This window comes from Actinoplanes oryzae (assembly GCF_030757795.1).
Taxonomy (GTDB): Bacteria; Actinomycetota; Actinomycetes; order Mycobacteriales; family Micromonosporaceae; genus Actinoplanes.
The window spans coordinates 56,995-78,870 of sequence record NZ_JAUQWH010000008.1 but is presented as its reverse complement, the minus strand read 5'-3'; the positions used below and the strand labels follow the sequence as shown (position 1 = coordinate 78,870).

Annotated in this window: 18 protein-coding genes; 5 read left to right on the top strand and 13 right to left on the bottom strand. The window is 73.8% G+C overall.

Annotated elements, in window-relative coordinates:
- Positions 1-11 precede the first annotated feature (11 nt).
- Positions 12-1,028 (top strand): SGNH/GDSL hydrolase family protein, encoded by a 1,017-nt coding sequence (locus RBH18_RS04960; RefSeq protein ID WP_306204727.1) that lies wholly within the window; start codon positions 12-14, stop codon positions 1,026-1,028.
- On the top strand, positions 1,028-1,843 hold the full coding sequence (locus RBH18_RS04955; protein WP_306204726.1) for an SGNH/GDSL hydrolase family protein: 816 nt from the start codon (positions 1,028-1,030) through the stop codon (positions 1,841-1,843). Before RBH18_RS04960 ends, RBH18_RS04955 begins: the two co-directional genes overlap by 1 nt.
- On the opposite strand, the gene RBH18_RS04950 is transcribed toward RBH18_RS04955, so the two are convergent.
- Positions 1,836-3,599, bottom strand: a complete 1,764-nt coding sequence (locus RBH18_RS04950) for a CocE/NonD family hydrolase (RefSeq protein WP_306204725.1) — start codon at positions 3,597-3,599, stop codon at positions 1,836-1,838. The two genes, RBH18_RS04955 and RBH18_RS04950, sit on opposite strands and share 8 nt — an antisense overlap.
- Positions 3,600-3,853: 254 nt before the next feature.
- Here RBH18_RS04950 and RBH18_RS04945 point away from each other — a divergent pair, with 254 nt between their 5' ends.
- A complete protein-coding gene (locus RBH18_RS04945) occupies positions 3,854-4,327 on the top strand; it encodes a hypothetical protein (RefSeq protein ID WP_306204724.1) in 474 nt (157 codons plus the stop codon).
- A gap of 136 nt (positions 4,328-4,463) precedes the next feature.
- Here the strand turns inward: RBH18_RS04945 and RBH18_RS04940 are convergent, their stop codons facing one another.
- A complete protein-coding gene (locus tag RBH18_RS04940) occupies positions 4,464-5,504 on the bottom strand; it encodes a hypothetical protein (RefSeq protein WP_306204723.1) in 1,041 nt (346 codons plus the stop codon).
- A 255-nt stretch (positions 5,505-5,759) separates the two neighbouring features.
- Here RBH18_RS04940 and RBH18_RS04935 point away from each other — a divergent pair, with 255 nt between their 5' ends.
- A complete protein-coding gene (locus tag RBH18_RS04935) occupies positions 5,760-8,339 on the top strand; it encodes an ATP-binding protein (protein WP_306204722.1) in 2,580 nt (859 codons plus the stop codon).
- A gap of 254 nt (positions 8,340-8,593) precedes the next feature.
- Here RBH18_RS04935 and RBH18_RS04930 read toward each other — a convergent pair whose 3' ends face one another.
- Positions 8,594-9,193 carry a response regulator transcription factor gene (locus RBH18_RS04930; RefSeq protein WP_306204721.1) on the bottom strand — a complete coding sequence of 200 codons (600 nt, stop codon included), beginning with the start codon at positions 9,191-9,193 and terminating at the stop codon, positions 8,594-8,596.
- Between the two features lie 84 nt (positions 9,194-9,277).
- Complete coding sequence (locus RBH18_RS04925) at positions 9,278-9,736, bottom strand: response regulator transcription factor (protein ID WP_306204720.1); 459 nt, start codon at positions 9,734-9,736, stop codon at positions 9,278-9,280.
- Between the two features lie 154 nt (positions 9,737-9,890).
- Here RBH18_RS04925 and RBH18_RS04920 point away from each other — a divergent pair, with 154 nt between their 5' ends.
- Positions 9,891-10,637 (top strand): AfsR/SARP family transcriptional regulator, encoded by a 747-nt coding sequence (locus RBH18_RS04920; protein ID WP_306204719.1) that lies wholly within the window; start codon positions 9,891-9,893, stop codon positions 10,635-10,637.
- A 455-nt stretch (positions 10,638-11,092) separates the two neighbouring features.
- Here RBH18_RS04920 and RBH18_RS04915 read toward each other — a convergent pair whose 3' ends face one another.
- The 9 genes from RBH18_RS04915 to RBH18_RS04875 form a co-directional block, all read right to left on the bottom strand.
- Positions 11,093-12,043, bottom strand: a complete 951-nt coding sequence (locus RBH18_RS04915) for a zinc ribbon domain-containing protein (protein ID WP_306204718.1) — start codon at positions 12,041-12,043, stop codon at positions 11,093-11,095.
- A gap of 491 nt (positions 12,044-12,534) precedes the next feature.
- A complete protein-coding gene (locus RBH18_RS04910) occupies positions 12,535-13,116 on the bottom strand; it encodes a phage tail protein (protein WP_306204716.1) in 582 nt (193 codons plus the stop codon).
- Entirely contained in the window at positions 13,113-15,062 is a 1,950-nt protein-coding gene (locus RBH18_RS04905; RefSeq protein WP_306204714.1) for a putative baseplate assembly protein, read from the bottom strand. The genes RBH18_RS04910 and RBH18_RS04905 overlap by 4 nt, the downstream gene beginning before the upstream one ends.
- Positions 15,062-15,484: a GPW/gp25 family protein gene (locus RBH18_RS04900; protein ID WP_305783844.1), complete on the bottom strand. Its 423-nt coding sequence runs from the start codon at positions 15,482-15,484 to the stop codon at positions 15,062-15,064. The genes RBH18_RS04905 and RBH18_RS04900 overlap by 1 nt, the downstream gene beginning before the upstream one ends.
- Position 15,485: 1 nt before the next feature.
- Complete coding sequence (locus tag RBH18_RS04895; RefSeq protein ID WP_306204711.1) at positions 15,486-15,875, bottom strand: PAAR domain-containing protein; 390 nt, start codon at positions 15,873-15,875, stop codon at positions 15,486-15,488.
- A gap of 13 nt (positions 15,876-15,888) precedes the next feature.
- Positions 15,889-17,652, bottom strand: coding sequence for a VgrG-related protein (locus RBH18_RS04890; RefSeq protein ID WP_306204709.1), 1,764 nt, complete (start codon positions 17,650-17,652; stop codon positions 15,889-15,891).
- A gap of 2 nt (positions 17,653-17,654) precedes the next feature.
- Positions 17,655-18,374, bottom strand: a complete 720-nt coding sequence (locus tag RBH18_RS04885) for a CIS tube protein (RefSeq protein ID WP_306204708.1) — start codon at positions 18,372-18,374, stop codon at positions 17,655-17,657.
- Positions 18,374-18,802 (bottom strand): phage tail protein, encoded by a 429-nt coding sequence (locus RBH18_RS04880; protein ID WP_306204707.1) that lies wholly within the window; start codon positions 18,800-18,802, stop codon positions 18,374-18,376. The genes RBH18_RS04885 and RBH18_RS04880 overlap by 1 nt, the downstream gene beginning before the upstream one ends.
- A 79-nt stretch (positions 18,803-18,881) precedes the next feature.
- Entirely contained in the window at positions 18,882-19,244 is a 363-nt protein-coding gene (locus RBH18_RS04875) for a hypothetical protein (RefSeq protein WP_306204705.1), read from the bottom strand.
- Positions 19,245-21,876 lie beyond the last annotated feature (2,632 nt).

Genomic DNA, 21,876 nt, shown 5'->3' with positions numbered 1-21,876 from the left:
CGTGCGCAGTCATGAGGCGCATCGTCCTGACTGTCACGACGGCGTTCGTGCTGAGCATCGCGGGCCTGACGAACGCGTCACCGGCCGCCGCGGCCACCGGTGACGGCTCGCCGTCCGACCCCAACATCAGCTTCACCGGGCGCTGGAACACCACGAACAGCGCCGCCTACGTGCCCTACTGGGCCGGGGCCTTTCTGCGGACCGGGTTCACCGGGCGGACCGTGAAACTCAAGCAGCGCAACACCGTCACCCTGTGGGCCAGCATCGACGGTGGGCCCTTCACGGCGTACGCCAATGTGTCCGGGACCGTGAACCTCACGCCCACCGCCCTCGCCGCCGGCAACCACACGCTGATCGTCAGCTACCGGCAGGTCGCCGGGTCGTACACCGGGGATGCGGTCTTCCAGGGTCTGGTGCTCGACCCCGGCGCTGCCACCTTCAGGCCGGCCGCGCGCCCGCGCCTCGTCGAGTTCGTCGGCGACTCGATCACCGCCGGGCAGACCAGCAGCAAGCTCGCCGTCACCGGCTACGGCTTCGTGGCCGGGGAGCGGCTCGGGATCGACCATACCCAGATCGCGATCGGCGGCATGTGCCTTGCTGAGACCTCGGACGGCTGCTGGGCGCACGAGACCCGCTATTGGCTGTCCAGCGGCGGGCAGGCCGGCACCGACCAGTGGACCTTCAGCCGCTACACCCCGGCTGCCGTCGTCATCAACCTCGGCACCAACGACAAGAGCCACGGCGTCACGGGCGCGGCCTTCCAGGCGAAGTACACGACCTTCCTGCAGCAGCTGCGCGCGAAGTTCCCGGACGCGACGCTCATCGCCCTGCGGACCTTCATCGGCAGGTACGCCGCCGAGACGCAAGCCGCCGTGCAGGCGCGCGCCGCCGCCGGCGACACCAAGGTCCGCTACGTCGACACCACGGGCTGGCTCCCGGCCGACGGGCTGAGCGACTCCGTGCACCCCAACGACAAGGGCCACGCGGCGATCGCCGACAAGCTGGTCCCGCTGCTAGGAGCGTTGTGATGAGACTGCTGACCCTGTTGCTGCTGCTCGTGGGATGCGTGGCCGTCACCCAGGCCGCCCCGCCGTCGTGCGCGTCCGCCGCCGCGTCTGCCCCGTCCTTCTCCCCGGCGGCTGCGACCACGGTGTGGATGGCGGGCGACTCGACGATGATGAACGCGAGCAGCTGCCCGATCGGCTGGGGCAGCCAGATCGGGCAGTTCCTCACCGCCGACGCGACCGTGCGGAACAGCGCGGTCGGCGGCCGCAGCATCCAGACCTGGCTGTACGAGGGCAACGTCACCGGCACCAAGAACAGCGCCGGCGAATGCGTGCTCAGCTCGGCCGCCTTCAGCACCCGCTGGACGACCATGCTCTCCGGGATGAAGGCGGGCGACCACCTGATCGTCCAGTTCGGCATCAACGACGGCGACAGCAGCTGTCCGCGCCATGTCGGCCCGGCCCGCTATCAGGAGCTGCTCGGCGTCATGGCCCAGGCGGCCAAGGCCCGGGGCGCCCATCCCGTCCTCGTCACCCCGGTCGCGGCCATCACCTGCAGCGGCAGCACCGCCGTCGGCAACCGCGGCTTCCTCACCGAGACGAGGAACGCGGCCGCCGCCAACGGGATCCCGCTGATCGACCTGCACGCCCGCAGCGTCGCGCTCTACAACTCGCTGCGGCTGTGCCCGAACAACGGCGACTACAGCTCGGGCGCGGTCGGCGCGTTCTTCTGCAACGACCACACCCACTTCGAGGCCGCGGGCGCCCGGCAGATCGCCGGCCTGATCGCCACGGCCCTGCGGGAACAGAACATCCCGCTGGCCGCCTACCTCAGATGACGCTGAACTCCACGGACGACGGATGCGCGTCGTCGTGGAAGACCTCGAAATCATTGGTACGCCCGGACGTGGCCGCACCGAACGGCTCGGCGGTGCCCATGTTGCGGGCGTACCGGGGGAAGGCGCCGCCGCTGACCTGCACGCGAATCCGATGCCCGGCCCGGAAGCGGTAGCCGGTGGGGAACAGCTCGACGGCCACCGCCAAGACGCCGTCGGCGCTGGGCGCGTCGCTCGTCCGCGAGTCGGACCGCTGGTCTTCGTCCGGGCCCGGTGCGTCGCTCGTCCGTGGATCGGGCCGCTGGCCTTCGACCGCGCCCGGTGCGTCGCTCGTCCGCGGATCGAGCCGCTGGTCTTCGTCCGGGACCGGTGCCTCGCTCGTCCGCGGATCGAGCCGCCGGATTCCGTCCGTGACGTTGCGGGAGACGCCCTTGTCGTCGACGTCGCAGACCCGGACGAACACGTCGGCGTACGGCAGCTCGGTGCGCAGGTGGATCGTCGCCCGCACCGGGCCGACCACGTCGAGCGGCTCGCTCAGCACCGGGCCGGTGAAGACCAGGACGTCGTTGCGGGCCTCGACCTCCCTGTTGTCGGCCTGCTTGCCCGGCGGCTGCAGCAGTGGGCCGCCGACCGTCGGCGTCGGGTCCGCCGGATCGTACGTGAACGTGCTGGACGTCCCCTCCTTGCGCAGCAGCAGCTGCCGGGGCCGCGCCTCCCGCGGCGGCCATTCGTCGAACTCCAGCCACTTGCCGGTCTGCTGCAGCTTGACCCGCACCGGGGCGCCCTTGGGAGCGGGCCCGCCGTTGAGATGATGATCGAGCCAGGCGGCGTCGGTCTGCGCCACGGCGCGCAGCTCGCCCGGCTCACCGTGCAGCCACGGCCCGACGACCAGCCGCGCCTCCACCCCGGCCGCGCGCAGGGCCGTGTAGTCGGCGAGGTTGCCGGCCAGGAACAGATCCCACCAGCCGGTGACGGTGCTGACCGGCGGCATCCGGCTCAGGTCGGCGCCGTCGTGGTCGGCCTGCTCCCAGAACGTGTCGCCCGGCCCGGCGTGGCCGACGAAGTCGCGCCAGAACGGCACCGGCGCCCCGGCCACCGCCACGTCGGCCGCCTGCAACGGCAGCTGCCGCAGCGCCTTCTGCACCCGCCGGCGTACCCGCGGATCCGGCACCGAGCTCAGCAGCCCCGGCGCCTCCTGCCGGCCGATCTGTGCCGACCAGCTCAGCGCCGTGTGGATCTGCGGCACGCCGTGCTCGTAGAACAGCCGGTCGGTGATGTTGGCGGAGGTGATGTGGGGCGAGACGCAGACCAGCGGCGGGTCCGCGTACGGCGCCAGGGCCCACTGGGTGTGCCCGAAATAGCTGCCCCCGGTCATCGCCACCCGCCCGTCGCACCACGGCTGCTCGCGCAGCCACGCGAGGGTCGCCAGCCCGTCGTCCCGCTCGGTCGTGAACGGCCGGAACTGCCCGCCCGACCCGAACGTCCCCCGCGTGGCCTGCACGAACACCTGAAAACCCCGGCGCGCCAGGGGCAGGGCGAACATCTGCTTGAAGCCGCCGGCCCGCCCGTACGGCAGCCGGACGAGCACCACGGGCAGCGGCCCGCTCACCCCGGCGGGACGATAATGGTCGCCGAGCAGCGTGACACCGTCCGGCATCGGCACCGCAACCCCCTCCCGCACCTCGTAGGGAGCCGCCGCCACCGGCAGCCCCAGCGCGACATCCGCGACGAGACCGGCCAACCGGGTGAGTCTGTCCATCCCCGCACCCTACGACCTTGCCGGAGGTCTCCGGTGGCAGCCGGGCCCGTTCAGTCCGAGACTGCCCGCCGCGGCCTCCACGGCGCGGGTGGCATGCCGGCCGGCTACCGGAGTGCATCGGACCTTGAAGGCTGGCACGATGTCCCCATGACCGCGACCGCCCGCCCGCACGGCCTCCTGACCGGGCGGATCAGACTCGAAGACCGAGCGGACCCGTGCGCCGGCCCGCGGCACCGGTTCGTGCCCATGGCCGGATGAGCGTCCTTCCGGAGCTGCTCGACCGGTTCGCAGCCGGATCGCGGCCGGTCGCCTCGCTGGACGACGCGGTGGCGGAGCTGGGCTGGGAGCCCACGACCCGGTCCGGCGGGACTTGGCGTGAGTGGATCAACGGGGACGTGGTCGCGTACAGCCACCGCACCGGCGGGGTGGAGAGCTTCACCCTCGTCACCCTCTCGTACGAGCCGGAGGACGGCGACGACCTCTCCCCGCTGTACGAGCGGTTCGAGGCCGGGCTGGCGGAGCTGACGGCGGAGGTGGCCGGTCGCCTGGGCCCCGCCACGGCGAGACATGCGTACGGGGACGCCGAGCTCCCGGTGCCCGAGGAGATCCTGGAAGCGGCACTGTGGACCGGCGGGGAGTGGACCGTCATGGCCGCCTTCCAGCACGAGGACAGGGAGGCCGCGATGCGTCTCGCCCTCTGGCTCTTCCGGGAGCGCCGTCAGCCGTGACACCGGGGCCGGCCACGTCACGCGGGCGCTGGTGACGGCGATCGCCATCCTCGCGGACGTGGCGGTGAACGCTCTTGAGGCTGTCGGGGACGAGCGGATCGTGCCGGGCGGGCGCGGTTCCGTCCGGCGGTGGGGCTCAGCCGGCCTGGGTGAGGATGTCGTTGACCATCTTCTGGACGACGGCCTTGGTCTTCGGCTGGCTGTAGACGCCGACCGCCACCTGCCACTCCGGGGTGCCGGTGGCGGGGAAGAAGTGGCTCATGCCGAGGGTGTAGCGGCCCTGGCTGTCGGTGCCCTGACCGTACGTGGTGCGGTCGCCGGCGGCCTTGGTGGGCGCGTCCTTGCCGAACCAGTCCTCGCTCAGCTCGGCGCGCTCGGCCTTGCCGCACGGGGCCGGGCAGGGGCGCAGCAGGAGCTGGAGGCGCTTGCCGCGGTCGGGTGCGGGGGCGCTCGCGTCGAAGGGGTTGCCCTCGTCGACGCAGACCCAGCCCTTGGCGTCCTCGATGTCGGTCTTGCCCGCCATGCAACCCCACGTCGGCGGGGTGCGGAAGGCGAAGGGGACGCCGGCGAGCGCCATCGTGTACGTCTTCTCGCCCGCCGCGTAGGAGGGGCCGACCAGGGTGCGGGCGGGCACCGGGCGGAGCGTGGCCTCCGGGGACTCTGATGCGGACGACGTGGGGGACGGCGATGGCAGAGCGAAGGAACGGGTGGGCAGTGGCGTCAAAGTGGGCAGCGGTACGGGTGCGGCCACCGGGTCGTCGTCGCCGGCCAGGGTGAGCGCGCCGACCAGGCCGCCGATGCAGCACAGCAGGAGCAGCGGGACCAGCAGGAACGCGATGGAGGCGCCCACGCCCCGGTAGCGCTGGGGCGCCGGGCCGATCGAGCCGCCGAGCCAGCCGATCACGGGCGCGCGGTACTCGACCTCGACGACCTGGCCGGGATGCACGGGGACGAGCGTGTCGGCCGTACCGATGCGGGGTGGGAGGAAGTAGGGCACGTGGACGTGGACGTGATATTGCCCGGGTGGCACCGGGACGACGGTGCGTCCCCAGCCGGCCGGGACCGGGTGCCCGTTGATCGCCAGGAAGGGCCGGAAAAGGCCCAGGACGAACGCCATCCACGAGTACTTCGCGGTCAGGGCGATGGCGCTCGGCGGTGGTTGCTGCTGGTGATCCATGGTGATCCTCCCCGTTCAAACCCGGAGAAGTGTACGTATCCCCAGCTCAGCACGCGACGCCCGGGCGGCCGCGGCCCCTCGGGCGGTCCTCATAGCGCGAAGGGCCGCCGACGGCGCCATGAGAAGTTTCACAGTTGTCGATGCAACCCGGCGATCCTGGTCAGCGGACCGGTGCGGAATACAGCAATCGGCGGGTGGATGTCGGCAAGGTGACTTCGGGCGGTTCTCACATGATCCTGTGCCATCATCCGCAAGGTGACAGTTGTCGCGGATCTGCTGCGCCGCCACCGGCTGGCGGCCGGTCTCACCCAGGAGGAGCTGGCCGGACGGGCCGGCGTGGCGGTGCGCACCGTGCGCAACCTCGAGCTCGGATCGGTCTCCCGGCCCCGGCGGCACACCCTGCAGCAGCTCGCCGACGAGCTGCGGCTGACCGGCCCCGAGCGCACCCGGCTGCTCGACACCCGCCAGGGCGTCGCGCCGGGCGCCTTCGAGCCGCTCGCGGGGCCGTCGGTCGTGTCACTGCCGCCCGGGCTGCCCGACTTCACCGGCCGGGAGGAGCCGCTGCGGCAGATCACCGCGCGGGCCACGGGCGCCGGCACCCCGTGGGTCGTCATCGCGGGGCCGCCCGGCATCGGCAAGACCAGCCTGGCCGTCCGGGCCGCCCACCGGCTCGCCCCGGCCTTCCCCGCCGGCGTGTTCTTCGTCAGCCTCCGCGGCATGGACGACGAGCCCACGTCCACCACCGACGCCCTCAGCCAGGTGCTCGCCGCGCTCGGCGTCGCCCGGATGCCCGAGGCCGCGGACGAGCGGATGGCCGCCTACCGTGCGCTCACGGGCAGCGGGCGAGGGCTGCTGGTGCTGGACAACGCGCGCGACGAGGCCCACGTACGCCCGCTGTTGCCCGCAGGCGCCGGATGGGTGACGTTGATCACCAGCCGCAGCCCGCTCGGCGGCCTGTCCGCGGCCGAGCGCATCGTGCTCGGGGTCCTCAGCGCGCAGGAGTCCTACGGCCTGCTCGCCCGGGCCGTGGGCGCCGACCGGATCAACCTCGAGCCGGCCGCCGCCACCGAGCTGGCCCGGCTCTGCGGCGGGCTGCCCCTGGCCCTGCGGGTCGCGGCGAACCGCCTCGCCGTGCGTCCGGAGTGGAGCGTCCAGTCGCTGGCCGAGCGGCTCCGCGACGAGCAGCACCGCCTCGACCAGCTGCACGTGGGCGACCTGGGCGTGCGCAGCGCGTTCGAGCTGTCGTACAGGCTGCTCGACGCCCCCGCCCGGCGCACCCTGCGCCTCCTCTCCGTCGCGCCGCTGCCGCTCTGGCCGATCCCGCTGGTCGCGGCCCTCACCGGCGTCGACGAGGTCACCGCCGAGCGGCACCTGGACACCCTCGTCGACGCCGGCCTGCTCGACCCGGCCCAGGCCACCGGGCAGTTCGCCCGGCACGACCTGCTGGCGCTCTTCGCGGCCGGCCGCTCCGCCGCCGAGGACGACCCCGCCGAACGGCTCGCGGCCCAGGACCGCCTGGCCGGCCACCTCCTCGGCCGCTGCACCGCCGCCGGCGCCTGGCTGGAGCCCGAGCCGTCCCGCCCCGACGGCGTCTTCCCGGACGCCCCCGCCGCCCTCGCCTGGCTGGACGGCTCGAAGGGCGCCCTGTGGTGGGCGGTCCGGCACGCCGCGGCCCAGGGACGCTACCGCGAGGTGCTGACGGCGGCCCGCGACCTGTACTGGTACTCCGATCGGCGCCACGGCGCGCTGCCGTGGTCCGAGTTCTTCCACCTGGCGGTGCACGCGGCCCGGGCCCTCGGCGACGTCGCCGCCGAGTCGCGCCAGGAGAACAATCTGGGCTGGGCGCTGCGGCTCGTCGAGGACAGGCCGGCGCAGGCGTACCCGCACCACGTCACGGCGCTGCGGCTCGCCCGCGCGGCCGGCGACCGGACGAGCGAGGGGTGGGCGCTCCGCTACCTCGGCGCGGTGCTGGCCCTGCGCGGCGACCTCGACGGCGCGATGGAGCAGCTGGCGCGGGCGCGGGACATCTTCGCCGAGCTGGGGGACCGGCTCGCGGGTGTCGTCGTGGCCCGGGCCCGGGCGGAGCTGCTGCGCTCGCGAGGCGACCTGGCCGCCGCGCACGACGTTCTGACGGCCGCCCTGGCCGGGTGGAACGACCTGGCGGGCCGGCTGTCCGGCCTGTCCGTCCGCGGTTATCTGCGCACGCAGCTCGGCCTGGTGCAGGTCGGCCTCGGCGAGCCGGGGCGGGCGCTGGAGACCCTCGAGGCGGCGCTGGCCGACTTCGCCGCGGGCGACGACGCGGGCGACTCCGGAACGGTCCACCTGACGCTGGCGCGCCTCGCCCTCGATAACCCGGATCCCGCAGCGTTGTCCGCTGCCGGAGCTTTGTCCACTCCCGCAGCGACGTCCGATCCTGCAGCGACGTCCGCTCTGCGAGCGGCGCCGGTTCCTGAAGCGACGTCCGCTCTGGGAGCGGCGCCGGTTCCTGCAGTGACGTCCGCTCTGGGAGCGGCGCGGGTTCCTGGAGCGATGCATGCTCCTGGGGCGCCGCCGGGCCCTGACATGGCATCTGGCCCGGGCGAGCCGCACACCTCCGAATCGGCGCCGCATCTCGGCACCGGGTCGTTCCCTGCACCGGCGTTGGCCTCCGGCATCGCTGCCGGCAACGTGTCGGAGTTCCGCGCGGTGGCGTCTGACGCGGAATCGAAGCGCGGCGTGGCGGCGGAGCACCTGGATCGGGCGGCCGCCTTCTTCTCAGCCGCCGGTTACCACGCCGGTCTGCTCGAGGTGCAGCGCCTCCGCGATTCCCTGCCGTCCGCCGCATCGACCAGCTGATCGCTCAGCGCGGCGCCGCCACGGGCTGAGCCGGCCGCTCGGCACACCGTCGTCGGCCCGCCCGAGGTCCTCGCGAGCCACTCCGCGACCGGCCCGGGAAGTCAGCGGCGACCGGCCCGGAAGTCAGCGCCTCGCCGGTGGCCCGGGAGATTAGCGCAGCGCCGGCGGCCCGGGAGGTCAGCGCCTCGCCGGCACGGGTCGGTCAGCCGCCTGACGGTGGAGGGCGGGTCAGCCGCGCAGTCACGGCACAACGGTCAGCGGAGGGACGGCGACGGGTGGGTCAGGCGCATGGTCAGGGCGCGGCGGGTCAGGTCGGCGGTGTTGCCGGCGGTCAGCTTGCCGCGCAGGCGGGTGACGTAGGAGTGGACGGTCGCCTCCGAGACGCCCAGCAGGCGGGCCGTCTGGGCGTGGGTGAGGCCCTGGGCGATGAAGTCGAGGGTTTCGCGCTCGCGGCGGTTGAGGACCGTGCCGGGCGTGGCCGTTGCGTGTTCGGTGCGCAGCCCGGCGGACAGGCGCCGGCACAGGTAGCCGCCGCCGGCGCGGGCGACCCGGAGCGCCATCCGCACCTCGTCGGTCCCGGCGGACGTGCTCACCACTGCGCGCACCCCGGCTCGCCACGCGGCGCGCACCTGCTCCGGGGCGGCGTCCGGAACCATGGCCACCGTGGCGAAGCGGCCGGCCAGCACGCTCATCGCGGTGGGCGACTGGCCCACCAGCACCACCACGTCGGGCGATCCGGTCACTGCCGCCGCCGAGTCCACCACCACGCAGGTCCGGACATTGTCGAGCTCACCTGCCAGTTGACGCATGCCCCGCTGCGCCAGCGGATCGGCAACCACCGCCCAGAGCTCCATGCCGGCCTCCCGTGCTTTCCCCCGAGACCGAGTCAACCGCGCCGACGCGGGGGGCGCGAGGCAACATCACCGGCAAGACCGAAGTCACATCGGCAGATAACCGAGCTCCGCGGCCTTGCGGGTCAGCTCGGCCTTGTTGGCGGCGCCCAGCTTGCGGCGGAGCCTTTTCGCGTACGTGTTGACCGTCTCCTCCGTCACGCCCAGCTCGCGCGCCGTCTGCCGGTGGGTGAGCCCCGCCACGATGTGCCGCAGCGTCTCGACCTCCCGCGGGCCCAGCCTTGGCGCCGGCGCTGCGGCCTCGTCCATCCTGGACAACACCGCCGGAGACAGGTACGAGCCGCCGGCCAGCACCGCCTCCCGGGCCGCCCCCAGCTCCTCGTCGCCGGCCACCACCGCGCGTGCCCCCGCCGCGACCAGCGCCAGGGGATCGGCCGCGACCCCGGCGGGCAGCACGACCACCGGCAGCGACACCCGCGTGAGCAGCGTCTCGTCGGTGACCGGCCAGCGGAGAACGGTCAGCTCACCAGGCGTCTCTGCGGGCATGGGGCCTCCCTGCTGCGGACTATGTCCCCGAACTGACGCCTACCATTGTCCCTCCCCGATCACCGACACTTGCCGGGCTGCCCCTCCGCGCCCGTTTTCTCCCCCCGACAAACGGCTCCACCACGGGCCCGCCGCCTCGAAAGGGAGAATGACGATGACGCTGCGCTGGTACTGCTTCGGCGGCTTCCGGGTCGAGGACGACGGCCGCGAGCTCGACCTCGGCGCCGTCCGTCCACGCAGCCGCGCCCTGCTGCGTTACCTGGCCGCCGCCGGCGACCGCGCCGTCCACCGCGAGCAGATCATCGACACCCTGTGGCCCGGGCTCGCCGAGTCCACCGCGGTCAACAGCCTGCACGTCGCCGTCTCCACCCTCCGTACCTTCCTGGAGCCCGGAGTCGCCCGGGGCGCCTCCCGCTACATCGTCCGCAACGGAGAGACCTACCGCCTCGCCGTCGGCGCCCCGGAGAATTCCGACGTGACGGCGTTCACGGAGGCCTTCCGCGCCGGCCGCCGAGCCGCCGCCGACGGCCGCACCGCCACGGCCACCGCCCTGCTCCGCACCGCCCTGCAGCACCACGACGGCGACCTGCTCCCCGAGGACGGCCCGGCCACCTGGGCCGTCGCCGAGCGCGACCGCTACCGAGCCCAGGCCACCACCGCCGCCGGCCTCCTCGCCGGCCTCGAGCTCGACCGCGGCCATCCCGATGCCGCTGCCACCGCCGCCCGGCGAGCCCTCGACCTCGACGACCACAACGACGCCGGCTGGCGCCTCCTCATCGCCGCCCAGCAACGCGCCGGCGACCACGCCGCCGCAGCCCGCTCCCGCCTGCGCTACGAACGTGTCCTCCACGCCCTCGACGTCCCCGCCGCCCAAGCAGCCCTCGACGGCCGAGCCGCCTGACCCCGCCCGCCCCGCAACCACGCTCCGCGCAACCACGCTCCGCGCAACGGTGCTGCGCGTGACCACGCTCCACGCATTGGTGCTCCGCGCGTTGGCGGCCTGCGCAACCACGCTCCGCGCGATGGTGCTTCGCGTGACCACGCTCCGCGCGATGGGCCTCTGCGTGACCTGCTCCCGCGCGATGGCCGTGCGCGCGATGGCCGTGCGCGCGATGGCCGTGCGCGCGATGGCGGTCCGCGCGATGGGCCTCTGCGTGACCTGCTCCCGCGCGATGGCCGTGCGCACGATGGCCGTCCGTGCGACTGGCCCTCGCGCGATCGCCGTCCGTGCGACTGGCTTGCGCACGGTGGCCGCCCGGGAGGCCGGCGTTCGCTGGGTCACCTTCCGCGCGGTCCTTTTCCGGGCGGTCCTTTTCCGGGCGGCGGGCCTGTTCGGAGTCGTCTCTTTCGCGGGTGTCACGGTCGCCGGAACACCTCGATCTCCGCGACGGCCGGCGCGCGGCCCTTGCCGAGTGCGTAGCCGGAGACGACCGTCACCCGCAGGCGCTTCGTGCCGCCCGCGGTGAAGGCGAACGTCTGCGGGCCGGCCCGGTCGGCGAGCGTCACCTGCTTGTCGGTGCGCACCCCTTCGGCGGTCCATGCCGACAGCTGGACGGTGGCGGGGCGGCCCTGCTTCAGATAGTCGTCCTGCTCCGGCGACGTGCCGCCGCTGATGATGACGTTGAGCACGCGGATCGGCTGGTCGTAGGTCAGCTCCACCCACTGCCCGGCGCCCTTGCCCAGCGCGGGCGACCAGTATCTGTTGTTCAGCCCGTCGGAGACCAGCGCCGGCTCGTGACCCTTCTCGGAACTCGACGCGGCGGCGCCGTCCGGCGTGGTCAGCGCGGGCTTGGCGAGCCGGTCGCGGACCGCGTCGATCGCGCGCGGGCCGTAGGTGAGGGCCGCCCACGCCGCCGCGACCGCCAGCGCCATGATGAGCAGCATCGCGAGCAGCCGCCGCAGCCACGACCAGCGCCGAGGCCACCGGAACCGGAACTTGCGGCGACCGCCCTCGACCGGCGCGACCGCGACGAGCGAACTGCCGCACTGCCGGCAGAAGGAGCGTCCGGCGGGGTTCGCGGTGCCGCAGACCGGGCAGATGACCTGCCCGCCGGTGCCGTCCTCGGTGAACTCGCGCAGCACCGGCCGCGGCGCCACGGGCTTCCCGGGCTGCACCGCCCCCGGCTGATCGGCGCCGGCCGGCCGCTGCGGGGCCTCCGGTTCCGTACGCACCGTGGCGCGCACATGCCCCTCCGCCACCGGCACGACGAGCGCCGCGGCCCGATTCCTGCGATCCGGCGTCACCGCGGGCACGTCCGGCGTCACCACAGGCTCGTCCGGCGTCACCACAGGCTCGTCCGGCGTCACCGCAGGCTCGTCCGGCGCCGCGATGGGCTCGTCCGCTGACGCTACGGGTTCGTCCGCCGGAGCAGCGACAGGCGACGCAGGCGTCTCGGCGGAAGGTTCCGGGTCCGCGGCGTCTGCGGGCGCTGGCGAAGAAGGAGCGGAAGTCCCCGGCGCAGCAGCTGACGGCTCGGGAGTAGAGGACACGGGAGCCGGCGGCGTGGAAGAAGAGGGCGTGGGAAGCGGCGACGCGGAAGAAGAGGGCGCGGGAGCCGGCGACGGTGACGAAGGCACGGATGACGAAGGCGCGGAAACCACCGGCGCGGGCGGCGCGGAAACCGCAGGCGCGGAGACCGCAGGCGCGGAGACCGCAGGCGCGGAAACCGCGGGCGAAGGCGCGGCAGCCGCAGCCGCCGGCGCGGACGTCTCCCCGGCGCCCCAGTCCAGATACGCCCCGCACACGCCGCAGAAGGCATCGCCCGGCGTCACCGGCGAGCCGCAGTTGTCGCACAAGGTCATGAGCCGGTCACCTCGACGGTGCAGGGCACGTGCGCCGGCCGGTTCGCCTCGACGAACTCGCGGACCCGGTCGGCGAAGGCGGGCGTCGCGCCGGGCGCCTGCACGCGTACCAGCAAATGGGCCTCCTCCCGGCCGGGCAGGGCGCTGCCCGGCGTGGCCGACCACGACGTGCCCCCGCTCTCGATGATCTCGGCGTCGACGCCGAAGGTGTCGTGCAGCGCCGACCGCAGGCCCGGCACCGTGCCCCGGATCCGGTGGCCCGCGACGGCGTTGACGACGGCGTGGCGGCGCTGGGCGGCCGGCCAGTCGCGGCCCGCGGCGGCGCCGACCCACTCGCCCAGCCAGTCGACGAAGTCGTCCGGGGCGACCGACGGCGTGAAGTAGGCCCACAAGTTGTCGAGCGTGGCGTGCACCGGCGCCAGCACGGTGTCGAAGCCCTCGGTGAGGCGTTGCGCCAGGTCGTCGCCGGCGTAGACGGCGGGCAGGCGGCGGCCGAGGGGGTCGGGGGTGCGCAGGCCGGGGACGGCGGCGCGGCGGCCGGCGACGTCGGCGACGGGGCCGGGCAGCGGTGCGGTCATCGTTCCTCCACGCGGACCTGGTGCTGGTGGGAGAAGACCAGCGCGTGCCGGTCGAGCTCCAGGCGGCTGACCTCGTCGCCGCGGCGGCCGGTGATCGGGTCGGCGGGGAACATGCGGACCTGCTCGACGACCTCGACGCCGGGCAGGCGCTGCAGGACGCCGAAGACCTCGCCGGAGTGCACGGGCCGGCCGAAGGGCCAGCCCCGGCCGTCGGGGCCGCCGCGCAGCGGGTCGAGGTAGGCGTAGAGGGCGGCCTCCGCCTGGGCGCGCAGCCGCACGGCCGAGGTGTCCGGGCGCGGCTGCAGCCGGGCGACCACCGTGACGCCCTGGTAGAACGGCGGCTCGACGACCAGGCGCGCGCCGATCGGGCGGCGTTCCTCGAGGTGGTCGGCGATGGTGGCGAGCATGGTGTCGCTCGGGACCAGGTCCTCGAAGGGGATGCGGCCGGTGTCGTCCGGCGCCACGGCGGGGACGACCAGCAGCCGTACGCCTCCCGCCTCGCTGCCGTCCCCCGCGGGCAGCGCGCGGACCCGGGCGGCGCCGGGGGCGGCCTGCCGGGCGAGCAGCTCGTAGTCGGCGGCGGTCACGGCCCGGTCCTGCGCGCGCAGCTGCACCGGCCCGCGCAGGCGCGCCTCGGCGACGGTCTCGCCGTCGACACCGCCGGCTGCGGGTCCGCGGTTCTCGACCACGCTCACGTACGGGATGGAGCTGCGTAGCACCGACAAAGCCCGCCGGGCCACGTTGCCGCCACGCCCGCCCCCGCTGCGGTATTGGCGCACGCGCACCCGCGAGCCGGCGGCGGGCACCGCCCCGTACTGGTGCAGTGTGCCGTCGGCCTGCCGCACCGCCGGGCCGAGCGTGATCTCGCCGCTGGTGCGCTCCACCATGAAGTGCCGGTCGGTGGGCTCGGAGCGCCCGAAGCCGTCGACCTCCGACCACGGCACCCAGCCGTCGCCGCTCGACACCTCGACCTGCAGGGGTACGGTGTCGGCCACGATCGGCGGCCGGGCGACGGTGAACCGCTGCCCCGGTACGCCCTCGGCCTCCCCGAGCAGCTCACCCGTGATCGTCTCGGCGTGCACGGCGGTGACCGTGCCCCCGATGGTCGAGACGATCAGGGACCGCACCGTCGGCGACTGCGAGTAGAACGGCTGACCGGGCTGGGCCGCCACGAGCCGCAGCCGCAGCCACGCGGCCTGCTGACCCCCCTGTACGGAACTCGCATGCCCCCCGGGCACGTGCAGCACCACGTCCCCGGGCCGGTTGAGCCCGCCCGTCTCGTCGCGGTCGACCTCGCACGCGGTCCAGCCGTCGCCCGTCCACGCCTCCCACACGATCGGCGGCTGCCGCGGGTCCACGCCGACGCCCTCGACCCGGCTGTCCAGCTCGAGGAGCACCGCGCAGTGCGGGACGGGCGCGGACAGCCCGACGAGCATGCTGTCGCCCACGGCCGGCGTCTCCTGGAACACCGCGGTGTCCCGGCCCTCGGCCACCCCGTCGAGCAGGTCCGCCGGCGCGCCCGCGTTCGGGTGGCGGCGCAGCCGGGTCAGCTCGCTCGGCACGATCGCCAGGTCGGTGACGGTGGTGAAGACCACTCCCTCGTCGGTGACCGTACGCTCGGTGGACACCTCGGTGCCGGCCGGCACGACGACCGGGTTCTCCTGCGCGCCCGACAGCCAGAACGTGACGTCGCCGCGGGCCGGCGCGGGCGGGAACAGCTTGACGCCGATCAGGTCCAGGAACGCCAGGTAGTTCTTGTCGGGCACCCTGTTCAGCCGGTAGAGCAGCTGGTCGGTCATGTGCGCGAACGCCTCGATCAGCGTGACGCCGGGGTCGGAGACGTTGTGGTCGCTCCACTCCGGCGCGCGCTGCTGGATGAATCTCTTGGCCTCGTCGACCAGCTGCTGGAAGCGCCGGTCGTCGAGGTGGGGTGCGGGCAGCGGCATCAGGCGGCGCTTTCCTGGGCGGCGTCGTCGTGCGACGGGATGACGTAGAACGGGAAGACGAGGTTGCGCGGGTCGTTGGTGCCGCGGATGGCGTAGCGCACGTCGATGTAGAGCACCCCGGTGTCCTCGTCGTCGAAGCCGACGACGACGTCGGTGACGTCGATGCGCGGCTCCCAGCGGTCCAGGGCGCGGCGCACCTCGAAGGCGATGCGCCCGGCCGTGTTCTCGTCGGCCGGCGCGAACACGTAGTCGTGCACCCCGCAGCCGAACTCGGGGCGCATCGGGCGCTCGCCCGGCGCGGTGGCCAGGATCAGCCGGATCGCCTCGGCGATCTCCTTCTCCCGGCTGACCAGGGCAATGCCGCCGGTCGCGTCGACCCGCAGCGGGAAGGCCCAGCCGTTGCCGATGAACTGTTCCGCCATCTCAGCCCCCGATCAGCACTTTGCGGGGGAGGGCGGCGTCGGCCGGGGACGGCACGATGACGGCCAGGCAGGTCGCCTTGTCGCCCATCCGCGCGGCGGGGAAGCCCCCGATCAGCACCTGACCGCCGATGCGTGGCGGGATCGGCGGCAGCAGCGGGTTGGGCTGGATCGCCGCGCCGTCGATCGCGCAGGTGACGAGCGTGCCGACCACGGCGGCGGGCCGGCCGTTGATGCGGACGTTGCTGATGCCCAGCGTCGGGTTGCGCGTCGGCACGGGCGGCGCGGCGATCATGGCCAGCGCCGGCGGCGTGCCGACCGTGCCGGTGGGCATGAGCGGGTTGGCGGTCTGGCTGATCGGGTCGCCGATCTTCGCGGCGGGCAGGTGCGGCACGGTCGGCGTCTCCTCAGTTCAGCTTCACGATCGGCGCGTGGATGTCCACATCGATCCGGCCGTCGATCTCCACCTGGGGCGCGCTGAGCGTCAGCTTGCGCCCGGCCGTCAGGTTGATGTCGCGGCCACGGATCTCGACGTCGGCCATCGCATCGATCTCGATGTTGCCCTTGCTGTCCACGACGATCTTCTCGCGGAACCGGTCGAGGAAGATGAACAGCCGGTCCTTCTCGGTCGCCAGCCGGATGCCCTGCGGCTTGAGCCGGAAGTCGAGCAGCTCGATGCGGTCGTTGCTGCGCGAGGCGATCGACCGGCGGTTCACCTTGCCGGTGGTCCGGTCGATCAGGTCGCCCTCGTGGTCCCGCGACGGGTTGTCCTTGCCGTTGTAGAGGCCCCCGATGACGTACGGCCGGTCGAGCAGCCCCTGCTCGAAGCCGACCAGCACCTCGTCGTTGAGCTCGGGCACGAAGACGCCGCCCCCGCCGACGCCGCCGAGCTGCACCGTGCGTACCCAATCGGTCTGGTACTCGCTGTCGTCGGTCAGCCAGGGGAACCGCAGCCGGACCCAGCCCTGGTTCTTGCGGTTGCCCGACCGGCCGCGCGAGCGCGGATCGGCGTCGACCTTGGTGTCGGTGACGATGCCGATCGCCATCCCCGGCACGCGCACCGGCCGCACCGGCGCCGAGCTGCCCCCGGCCAGCCCGTAGACCGTGCGGTCCTGCCGGCCGCTCACGGTCACCCACGTCTCGTACGACTCGGCCTGCTGGAAGACGTGCCGGCTCGACGTGATCGTGTACTTGCCGTCGAAGTCGGGCCCGAGCTTCTGCAGCGACATCGCCACCCCGGCCCGCAGCTCCGGCCGTCCGCGCACGCCGACCTCCAGCTCCGCCAGCGCCGCGGTCACGTCGGCGGCGACGGCGTTCGCCACGGTCCGCGTCTCGGCGTCGGTCTCGTAGGGCACGTCGGTGATGTTCAGCCCGGCGGTGCTGCGGAACTGCTTGATGGCGTCCGCGGGCTTCATCTTGATGTCGAGCTCGGTGCTGGGTGCGGTCTTGACCTCGGTCTTGACTGCCTTTTTGCGTACGGGATCCCAGCCGCGCACGGTCACGTTCGGCACCTGCCCCACCGACGTCACGGTCGACCGGACGGCGAGCACGTTCTTCTGCACGTCGACGACCTTGGGGCTCTGCTCGGGCGTCAGCCCCGCACCCGGTCCCGTGGACGCGCGCTCGCTCTTGCGGAAGTAGAACTTCCCGTCGACCATCACCGCCTCGGCCTCGTTGTCGACGGCAAGCATCTTGAGGAACTCCCAGTCGCTGACGTTCGGCTGGGTGATCATGTCGTACGAGCGGGGGAACGAGTCGATCCGGCCGACCGGCACCCCCGCGGACGTCGCCAGGGTCCGGGCGATCACCGACGCCGTCTGCTTGACGAAGCTGCGCACCCGCTGGCCCCGCATCAGGCGGTGCGACAGGTCCAGCGCCCGCACCACCGCGAACGAGCCGTGCCCGTCGAACTGGCTCTCCACCGTGACGACCTCGCCGACGAACAGGTCGACGGCGGCGAGCTGCGCGGGCTTGACCTGCAGCTTCAGGTCGGTGCCGATCGTCACCCCGGTCTTGGTGAAGAACACGTGGTCCGGGTCACGGAACCGCAGCTCCGCGACCGCCGCGAGGTTGCTGCTGTCCTCCACGACCGTCTCGACCATGGTGGCGTTCCACTGCGGCGTCAGACCGGGCAGGGTGATGACCAGGTTGTAGACGTGCTCGGTGCTCACGGTCAGCCCTCCCCGCCCAGGCCGGCGACGCCGTCCACCGCCGGGATCAGCAGCTGCCGGCCGGGGCGCAGCCGCACAGGGTCGTCGATGTCGTTGGCCTCGGCGATGACCCGCCACTCCGTCGGGCTGCCGTACTCCCGGTACGCCAGCATCTCCAGCGTGTCGCCCGCCACGAGCCGGTGCACCCGCTGCGCGCTCAGCGAGCCGGACGTCGGGTTCTGCCCCGGCGTCGACCCGCTGATCTCGGTCAGCGTCATCGCGCAGGTCGCCCGCAGGGGCGTACCGTCCGGGTCGAACAGCTTGTAGGTGGCGTCGACCGAGCTCACGTACGAGTAGAAGCTCACGGTCTGGAACTGGCCCCACACGAACTTGACCCACGGCGGTGACGGTGCCTTCGCCGCGATGCTCGCCTTCGTGGGCACGCAGGTCGTCAGCAGCTTCTCGACCCGCTCCTGCACCGACCGGTCGTGCGTGTCGGTCGCGTCGAGGAAGACGGTGAGCGACAGCTCCCGCGGGCCCGACCCGCTGAACTCCGCCACGCCCACGTCCTGGGCCGACCGCGCCACGTGCGGGATCCAGTTGGCCGACTTGCGCAGCGACAGCTCGTTCGGGTTGAACGTGAACGACACCGGCCCGCCGAGCGGCCCGCCCGGCTGGTTCCCGCCCGCGGGCGGCGGATTGAACAGCTGCAGCCCCGCGGGCACCTTCCCGGTCTGCGCCATCAGTCGTCCACTTCCGAGAAGCCGTGGTACGCCAGCTCGATGCTCTCCGAGGCGACCTCGGAGCGGCTCGGATCGAACGTCGGCCCGGACCAGCGCACGAGCACGACGTCGGCCAGCCCCCACTGCACCAGCAGCTCCCGGTTCGGCTTGAGCGCGGCGATCTGCGCGGTGCCGCGGCGCACCATGCGCGGCAGCTTGGACAGATACTTGAAGACCTTCTCGGTGTCGTCGGTCAGCGGCCGGGTGAGGGTGACGTTGGAGTAGACGAGCCGCGACGGCAGCTGCCAGACGAAGTCGTTGTTGCCGCCCTCCTGGTGCTCCTCCAGCTCCACCTGGATCCCGAGCCCGTCGCAGCTGTTCCACTCGCCGAGGTCGATCCCGTCGATCTGCAGCCGGAAGTGGACGCTGGTCCCCGGATCGTCACTCATCTCGTCCCCCGCCGCATCGTCGTCGTGCTCGTCCTGGTCCTCGTGCCGGTCGTCGTCCCGGCTCTGCCGGCTGGCGCGGTCATCGCCAGCCGTCCCGGAGCCGCGCCGAGCGTTCCCGGCTGGCGCGCATGTCGGCCCGCAGCATCCGCTGCAGCGGATCGTTGAGCCGATGGGCGAGCGCGTCGATGTGCTCCCGCTTGAACTTCCCCAGCAACGCCATCAGCGTCGAGTCGTCCAACTGATCGACCAGCGAGCCGATCGTCACCGGCGGCTGCTGCGCCGCCCGCTGCCCGCCGGAGGTCGCCGCGGCCTGCCCGCCGGAGGCCGCCGCGGCGCCGTTCGAGGGGGTTCGCCGGGCGATGACCCCGGACCGCGGCACGGGCGCTTTCGCGGGTGCCGCCTGCTGCTGAACCTGGGCCTGCGGCGCGGCAGCCCGCTGCACGACCGGCGCAGGCTGTGCGGCCGCAGGCGTCGGGGCCGCCCGCGTAACTTGTACGACCGGCCGCGCCCCGGTGCTGTCCACCGGCCCGGCGTCGCCTGCCCGCCGGCTCGTGTCCGCCTGGTACGCAAGTGGACGCCACGTCACCGCCGGACGCCCTGCGGTATCCGCCGGGCGGTCCCGAAGAGCCGCCGGCGCCGCCGTGGCCCGCTGCACGGCCGCCGCCTGCCGCTGAACCAGAACAGTCCGAGGCTCGACAGCCGCCGGCCTCACCTCACGCAATACCGGCCTGCCGTCCGATCTGGATGTTCCGTCGGCCGCTTCCGCCCGACGCGGCGCTTCGGCCGGAGCGGTCGTGGATCGCGGCGTGACCGTTGGCGAGGTAGCGCTGCGCTGAACGACCGGCGCAGTCGCTGCCCTGGCCGGGCGAGCGGTGTCGGAAGGCCCCGCCGGCGAAGGCGCATCGCTACGCCGCGGAGTCACCGGGGCCGGCGCGATGGGCGGCCCGGTCAGCGGAGCCGGGGCGCTGGGCGGCGCGGTCAACGGGGTAGGCGTGACAGGAGGCGCCGTGACCGGCTCGGGTCCCGGCCGAGCCGGCAAGGGCTCCGGCTCCGGGCGGCGGCGGAGGGGGACAACGGGACGCGCACTGGTCTGCGCCCGCTGCACGGTCCGGGCGTCCTGCGCGGTCGGAGCGGGCTGCGTGCTCTGCGTGCGCTGGGCGGGCTCACCCTGGACCGCCCGAGGAACAACCGGCGCCGGGGCCGCGGCCGGCTCGTGCTGCCCAGCCTGCGACTGCACCACCGGGGCAGGCACACCAGTCTGCGCCGGCCGTGGCTGCCGCGTCGGCTGCGCAGGCTGCGTGCGCTGCGCAGATTGCGTGCGCTGTGCGGGCTGCGTGTGCTGGGCGGGTTCCGACTGCGCGCGTTGCACGAGCGAGGGGGAGTTGCTGCCTTGCGCTTGCCCACCCGAGGGTGGCGCCGGCTGCACGACCCGAGATCGGGAGCCGGTGTCCGTGCGCAACACAGTGTCGGGTGCCGGAGGGCTGGGATTCGCGCGCAGCACGGTCTCCGGAGCCGGGGAGGTGGCTGAGACCGCCGTGTCCGCGGCAGGGGAGGTCACCGCTCGCTGCACCGGTCCGGCCGCCGCCGAGGGCTGTGCCGGACCGACGGAAGGCCCCGCCGGGCGACCAGCGCCGGCCGTCGCATCCGGCACCGCCCGTGGGGTCACGACGGGCGGCCTGGCAGACGGTTCCGAGGCCGCGGACGGCCTGATGGACGAATCAGCTCCCGCCGGTGGCGTCGCGGACACCGAGGGAGGAGTCGCCGGCAGAGGCGCGCCCAGGCCCGCCCGGCGCGGTGTCTGCGCGCGCTGCACGGTCGACTGCTCGCTCGCACCAGTCCCAGCCGATCGATCGGTCCCGCGTGCCGCCGGCTGGCCGGTCACGGACGGCGCCAACGGTTGGCCGGTCCCGAACGGTGCCATCGGTTGGCCGGTCGCAGACGGTGCCACCGGTTGGCCGGCCATGGGCGGCCCTGCCGGTCGGCCGGTCGTGCGCGGCGGAGGAGTCTGCTGCGGATCGGCGGCTTGGCGCTGCACCAAGGGCTCGGCGGAACGAGGCGAAGCGCCCCCGCCCTGGGCCGACCGCGCCGAAGCAGCGCGTGGCTCCACCGGGCGCGGCGCGGTGCGTGGCTCCACGGGACGCGGCGCAGTGCGTGGCTCCACGGGCTGCGGAGAGCTGGCACGGCGAGGTGCACGGCCGGCGTCCTGATGGCTGAACCGGGCCGACGGCGGCGGCCCCTCCATGGGCTCACCGAGGCCAAGCGCCCGGCTCCGAACCACCGGCGTAGGAAGCGCTGGCGTAGCAACCGCCGGCGCAGGAATTGCTGCCGGAGGAACCGTCGGCTTGGCACCAGCAGGCGACGACGTGTCCCCGCGCCGCCGATCGTCGCGCGGTGACTCCGGCGCACGTGGCGAAACGGCGCGCTGGACCGCTGCAGCTGCCTGCGCGGCAACTCCCGAAGCCGCGAGCGGTTGCGCAGGAGAACCCGCAACCTTCGCCGCCCCCGCAGACGTTACCGGCGCAACCTGCGCAGGCGCTGCGTCGCCCGGTGCGGATGCTCGCGCGGATGCGGGCTCACCTGACGACTCGACCGCGGCACGCTGCGCCAGCACGGGAGCCTCCTGCGGCGCGCCCGTAGCAGGCGAGGCCGGAGAGACCGCCGCACGCTGGACAGTCGCCGGCGGCGCCGCCTGAGCACCCGAGTCGCCGGCAACGACGGGAACGGCGGGCGCCGGTCGGCCGGCCGGCTCACTCACCTGCCGCTGCACGGCTCCCGAAGCCGACGCACCGGAAGGCGCACTGCCTGAGGCCGACGCACCGGAAGGCGCACTGCCCGACGACGCGCCGCCGGAAGAACGGGAAGGGCCGGAAGAGCTCGAAGAAGGGGCGTCCCTGGCAGCCGAGGGAAGGGCAGGGGCACTGCGGGGAGCCGGCGGGCGCGGGCGCACCGGGAGACGGCGAGCCGGCTCGGCGGGCCGGGAGGTGACCAGTGACCTGCCGCGCGTCACCGCTCGCGGCGCCACCACCGCACGCGGGGCAGCCGGGGCCGGATCGGCCGCGGGCGCCGCGTCGGAA

Excerpts from the sequence above, each read along its gene's own strand:
- RBH18_RS04960 (WP_306204727.1), top strand. The coding sequence starts at position 12 with ATGAGGCGCATCGTCCTGACTGTCACGACGGCGTTCGTGCTGAGCATC.
- RBH18_RS04955 (WP_306204726.1), top strand. The coding sequence starts at position 1,028 with ATGAGACTGCTGACCCTGTTGCTGCTGCTCGTGGGATGCGTGGCCGTC.
- RBH18_RS04950 (WP_306204725.1), bottom strand. The coding sequence starts at position 3,599 with ATGGACAGACTCACCCGGTTGGCCGGTCTCGTCGCGGATGTCGCGCTG.
- RBH18_RS04945 (WP_306204724.1), top strand. The coding sequence starts at position 3,854 with ATGAGCGTCCTTCCGGAGCTGCTCGACCGGTTCGCAGCCGGATCGCGG.
- RBH18_RS04940 (WP_306204723.1), bottom strand. The coding sequence starts at position 5,504 with ATGGATCACCAGCAGCAACCACCGCCGAGCGCCATCGCCCTGACCGCG.
- RBH18_RS04930 (WP_306204721.1), bottom strand. The coding sequence starts at position 9,193 with ATGGAGCTCTGGGCGGTGGTTGCCGATCCGCTGGCGCAGCGGGGCATG.
- RBH18_RS04925 (WP_306204720.1), bottom strand. The coding sequence starts at position 9,736 with ATGCCCGCAGAGACGCCTGGTGAGCTGACCGTTCTCCGCTGGCCGGTC.
- RBH18_RS04920 (WP_306204719.1), top strand. The coding sequence starts at position 9,891 with ATGACGCTGCGCTGGTACTGCTTCGGCGGCTTCCGGGTCGAGGACGAC.
- RBH18_RS04910 (WP_306204716.1), bottom strand. The coding sequence starts at position 13,116 with ATGACCGCACCGCTGCCCGGCCCCGTCGCCGACGTCGCCGGCCGCCGC.
- RBH18_RS04905 (WP_306204714.1), bottom strand. The coding sequence starts at position 15,062 with ATGCCGCTGCCCGCACCCCACCTCGACGACCGGCGCTTCCAGCAGCTG.
- RBH18_RS04900 (WP_305783844.1), bottom strand. The coding sequence starts at position 15,484 with ATGGCGGAACAGTTCATCGGCAACGGCTGGGCCTTCCCGCTGCGGGTC.
- RBH18_RS04885 (WP_306204708.1), bottom strand. The coding sequence starts at position 18,374 with ATGGCGCAGACCGGGAAGGTGCCCGCGGGGCTGCAGCTGTTCAATCCG.
- RBH18_RS04880 (WP_306204707.1), bottom strand. The coding sequence starts at position 18,802 with ATGAGTGACGATCCGGGGACCAGCGTCCACTTCCGGCTGCAGATCGAC.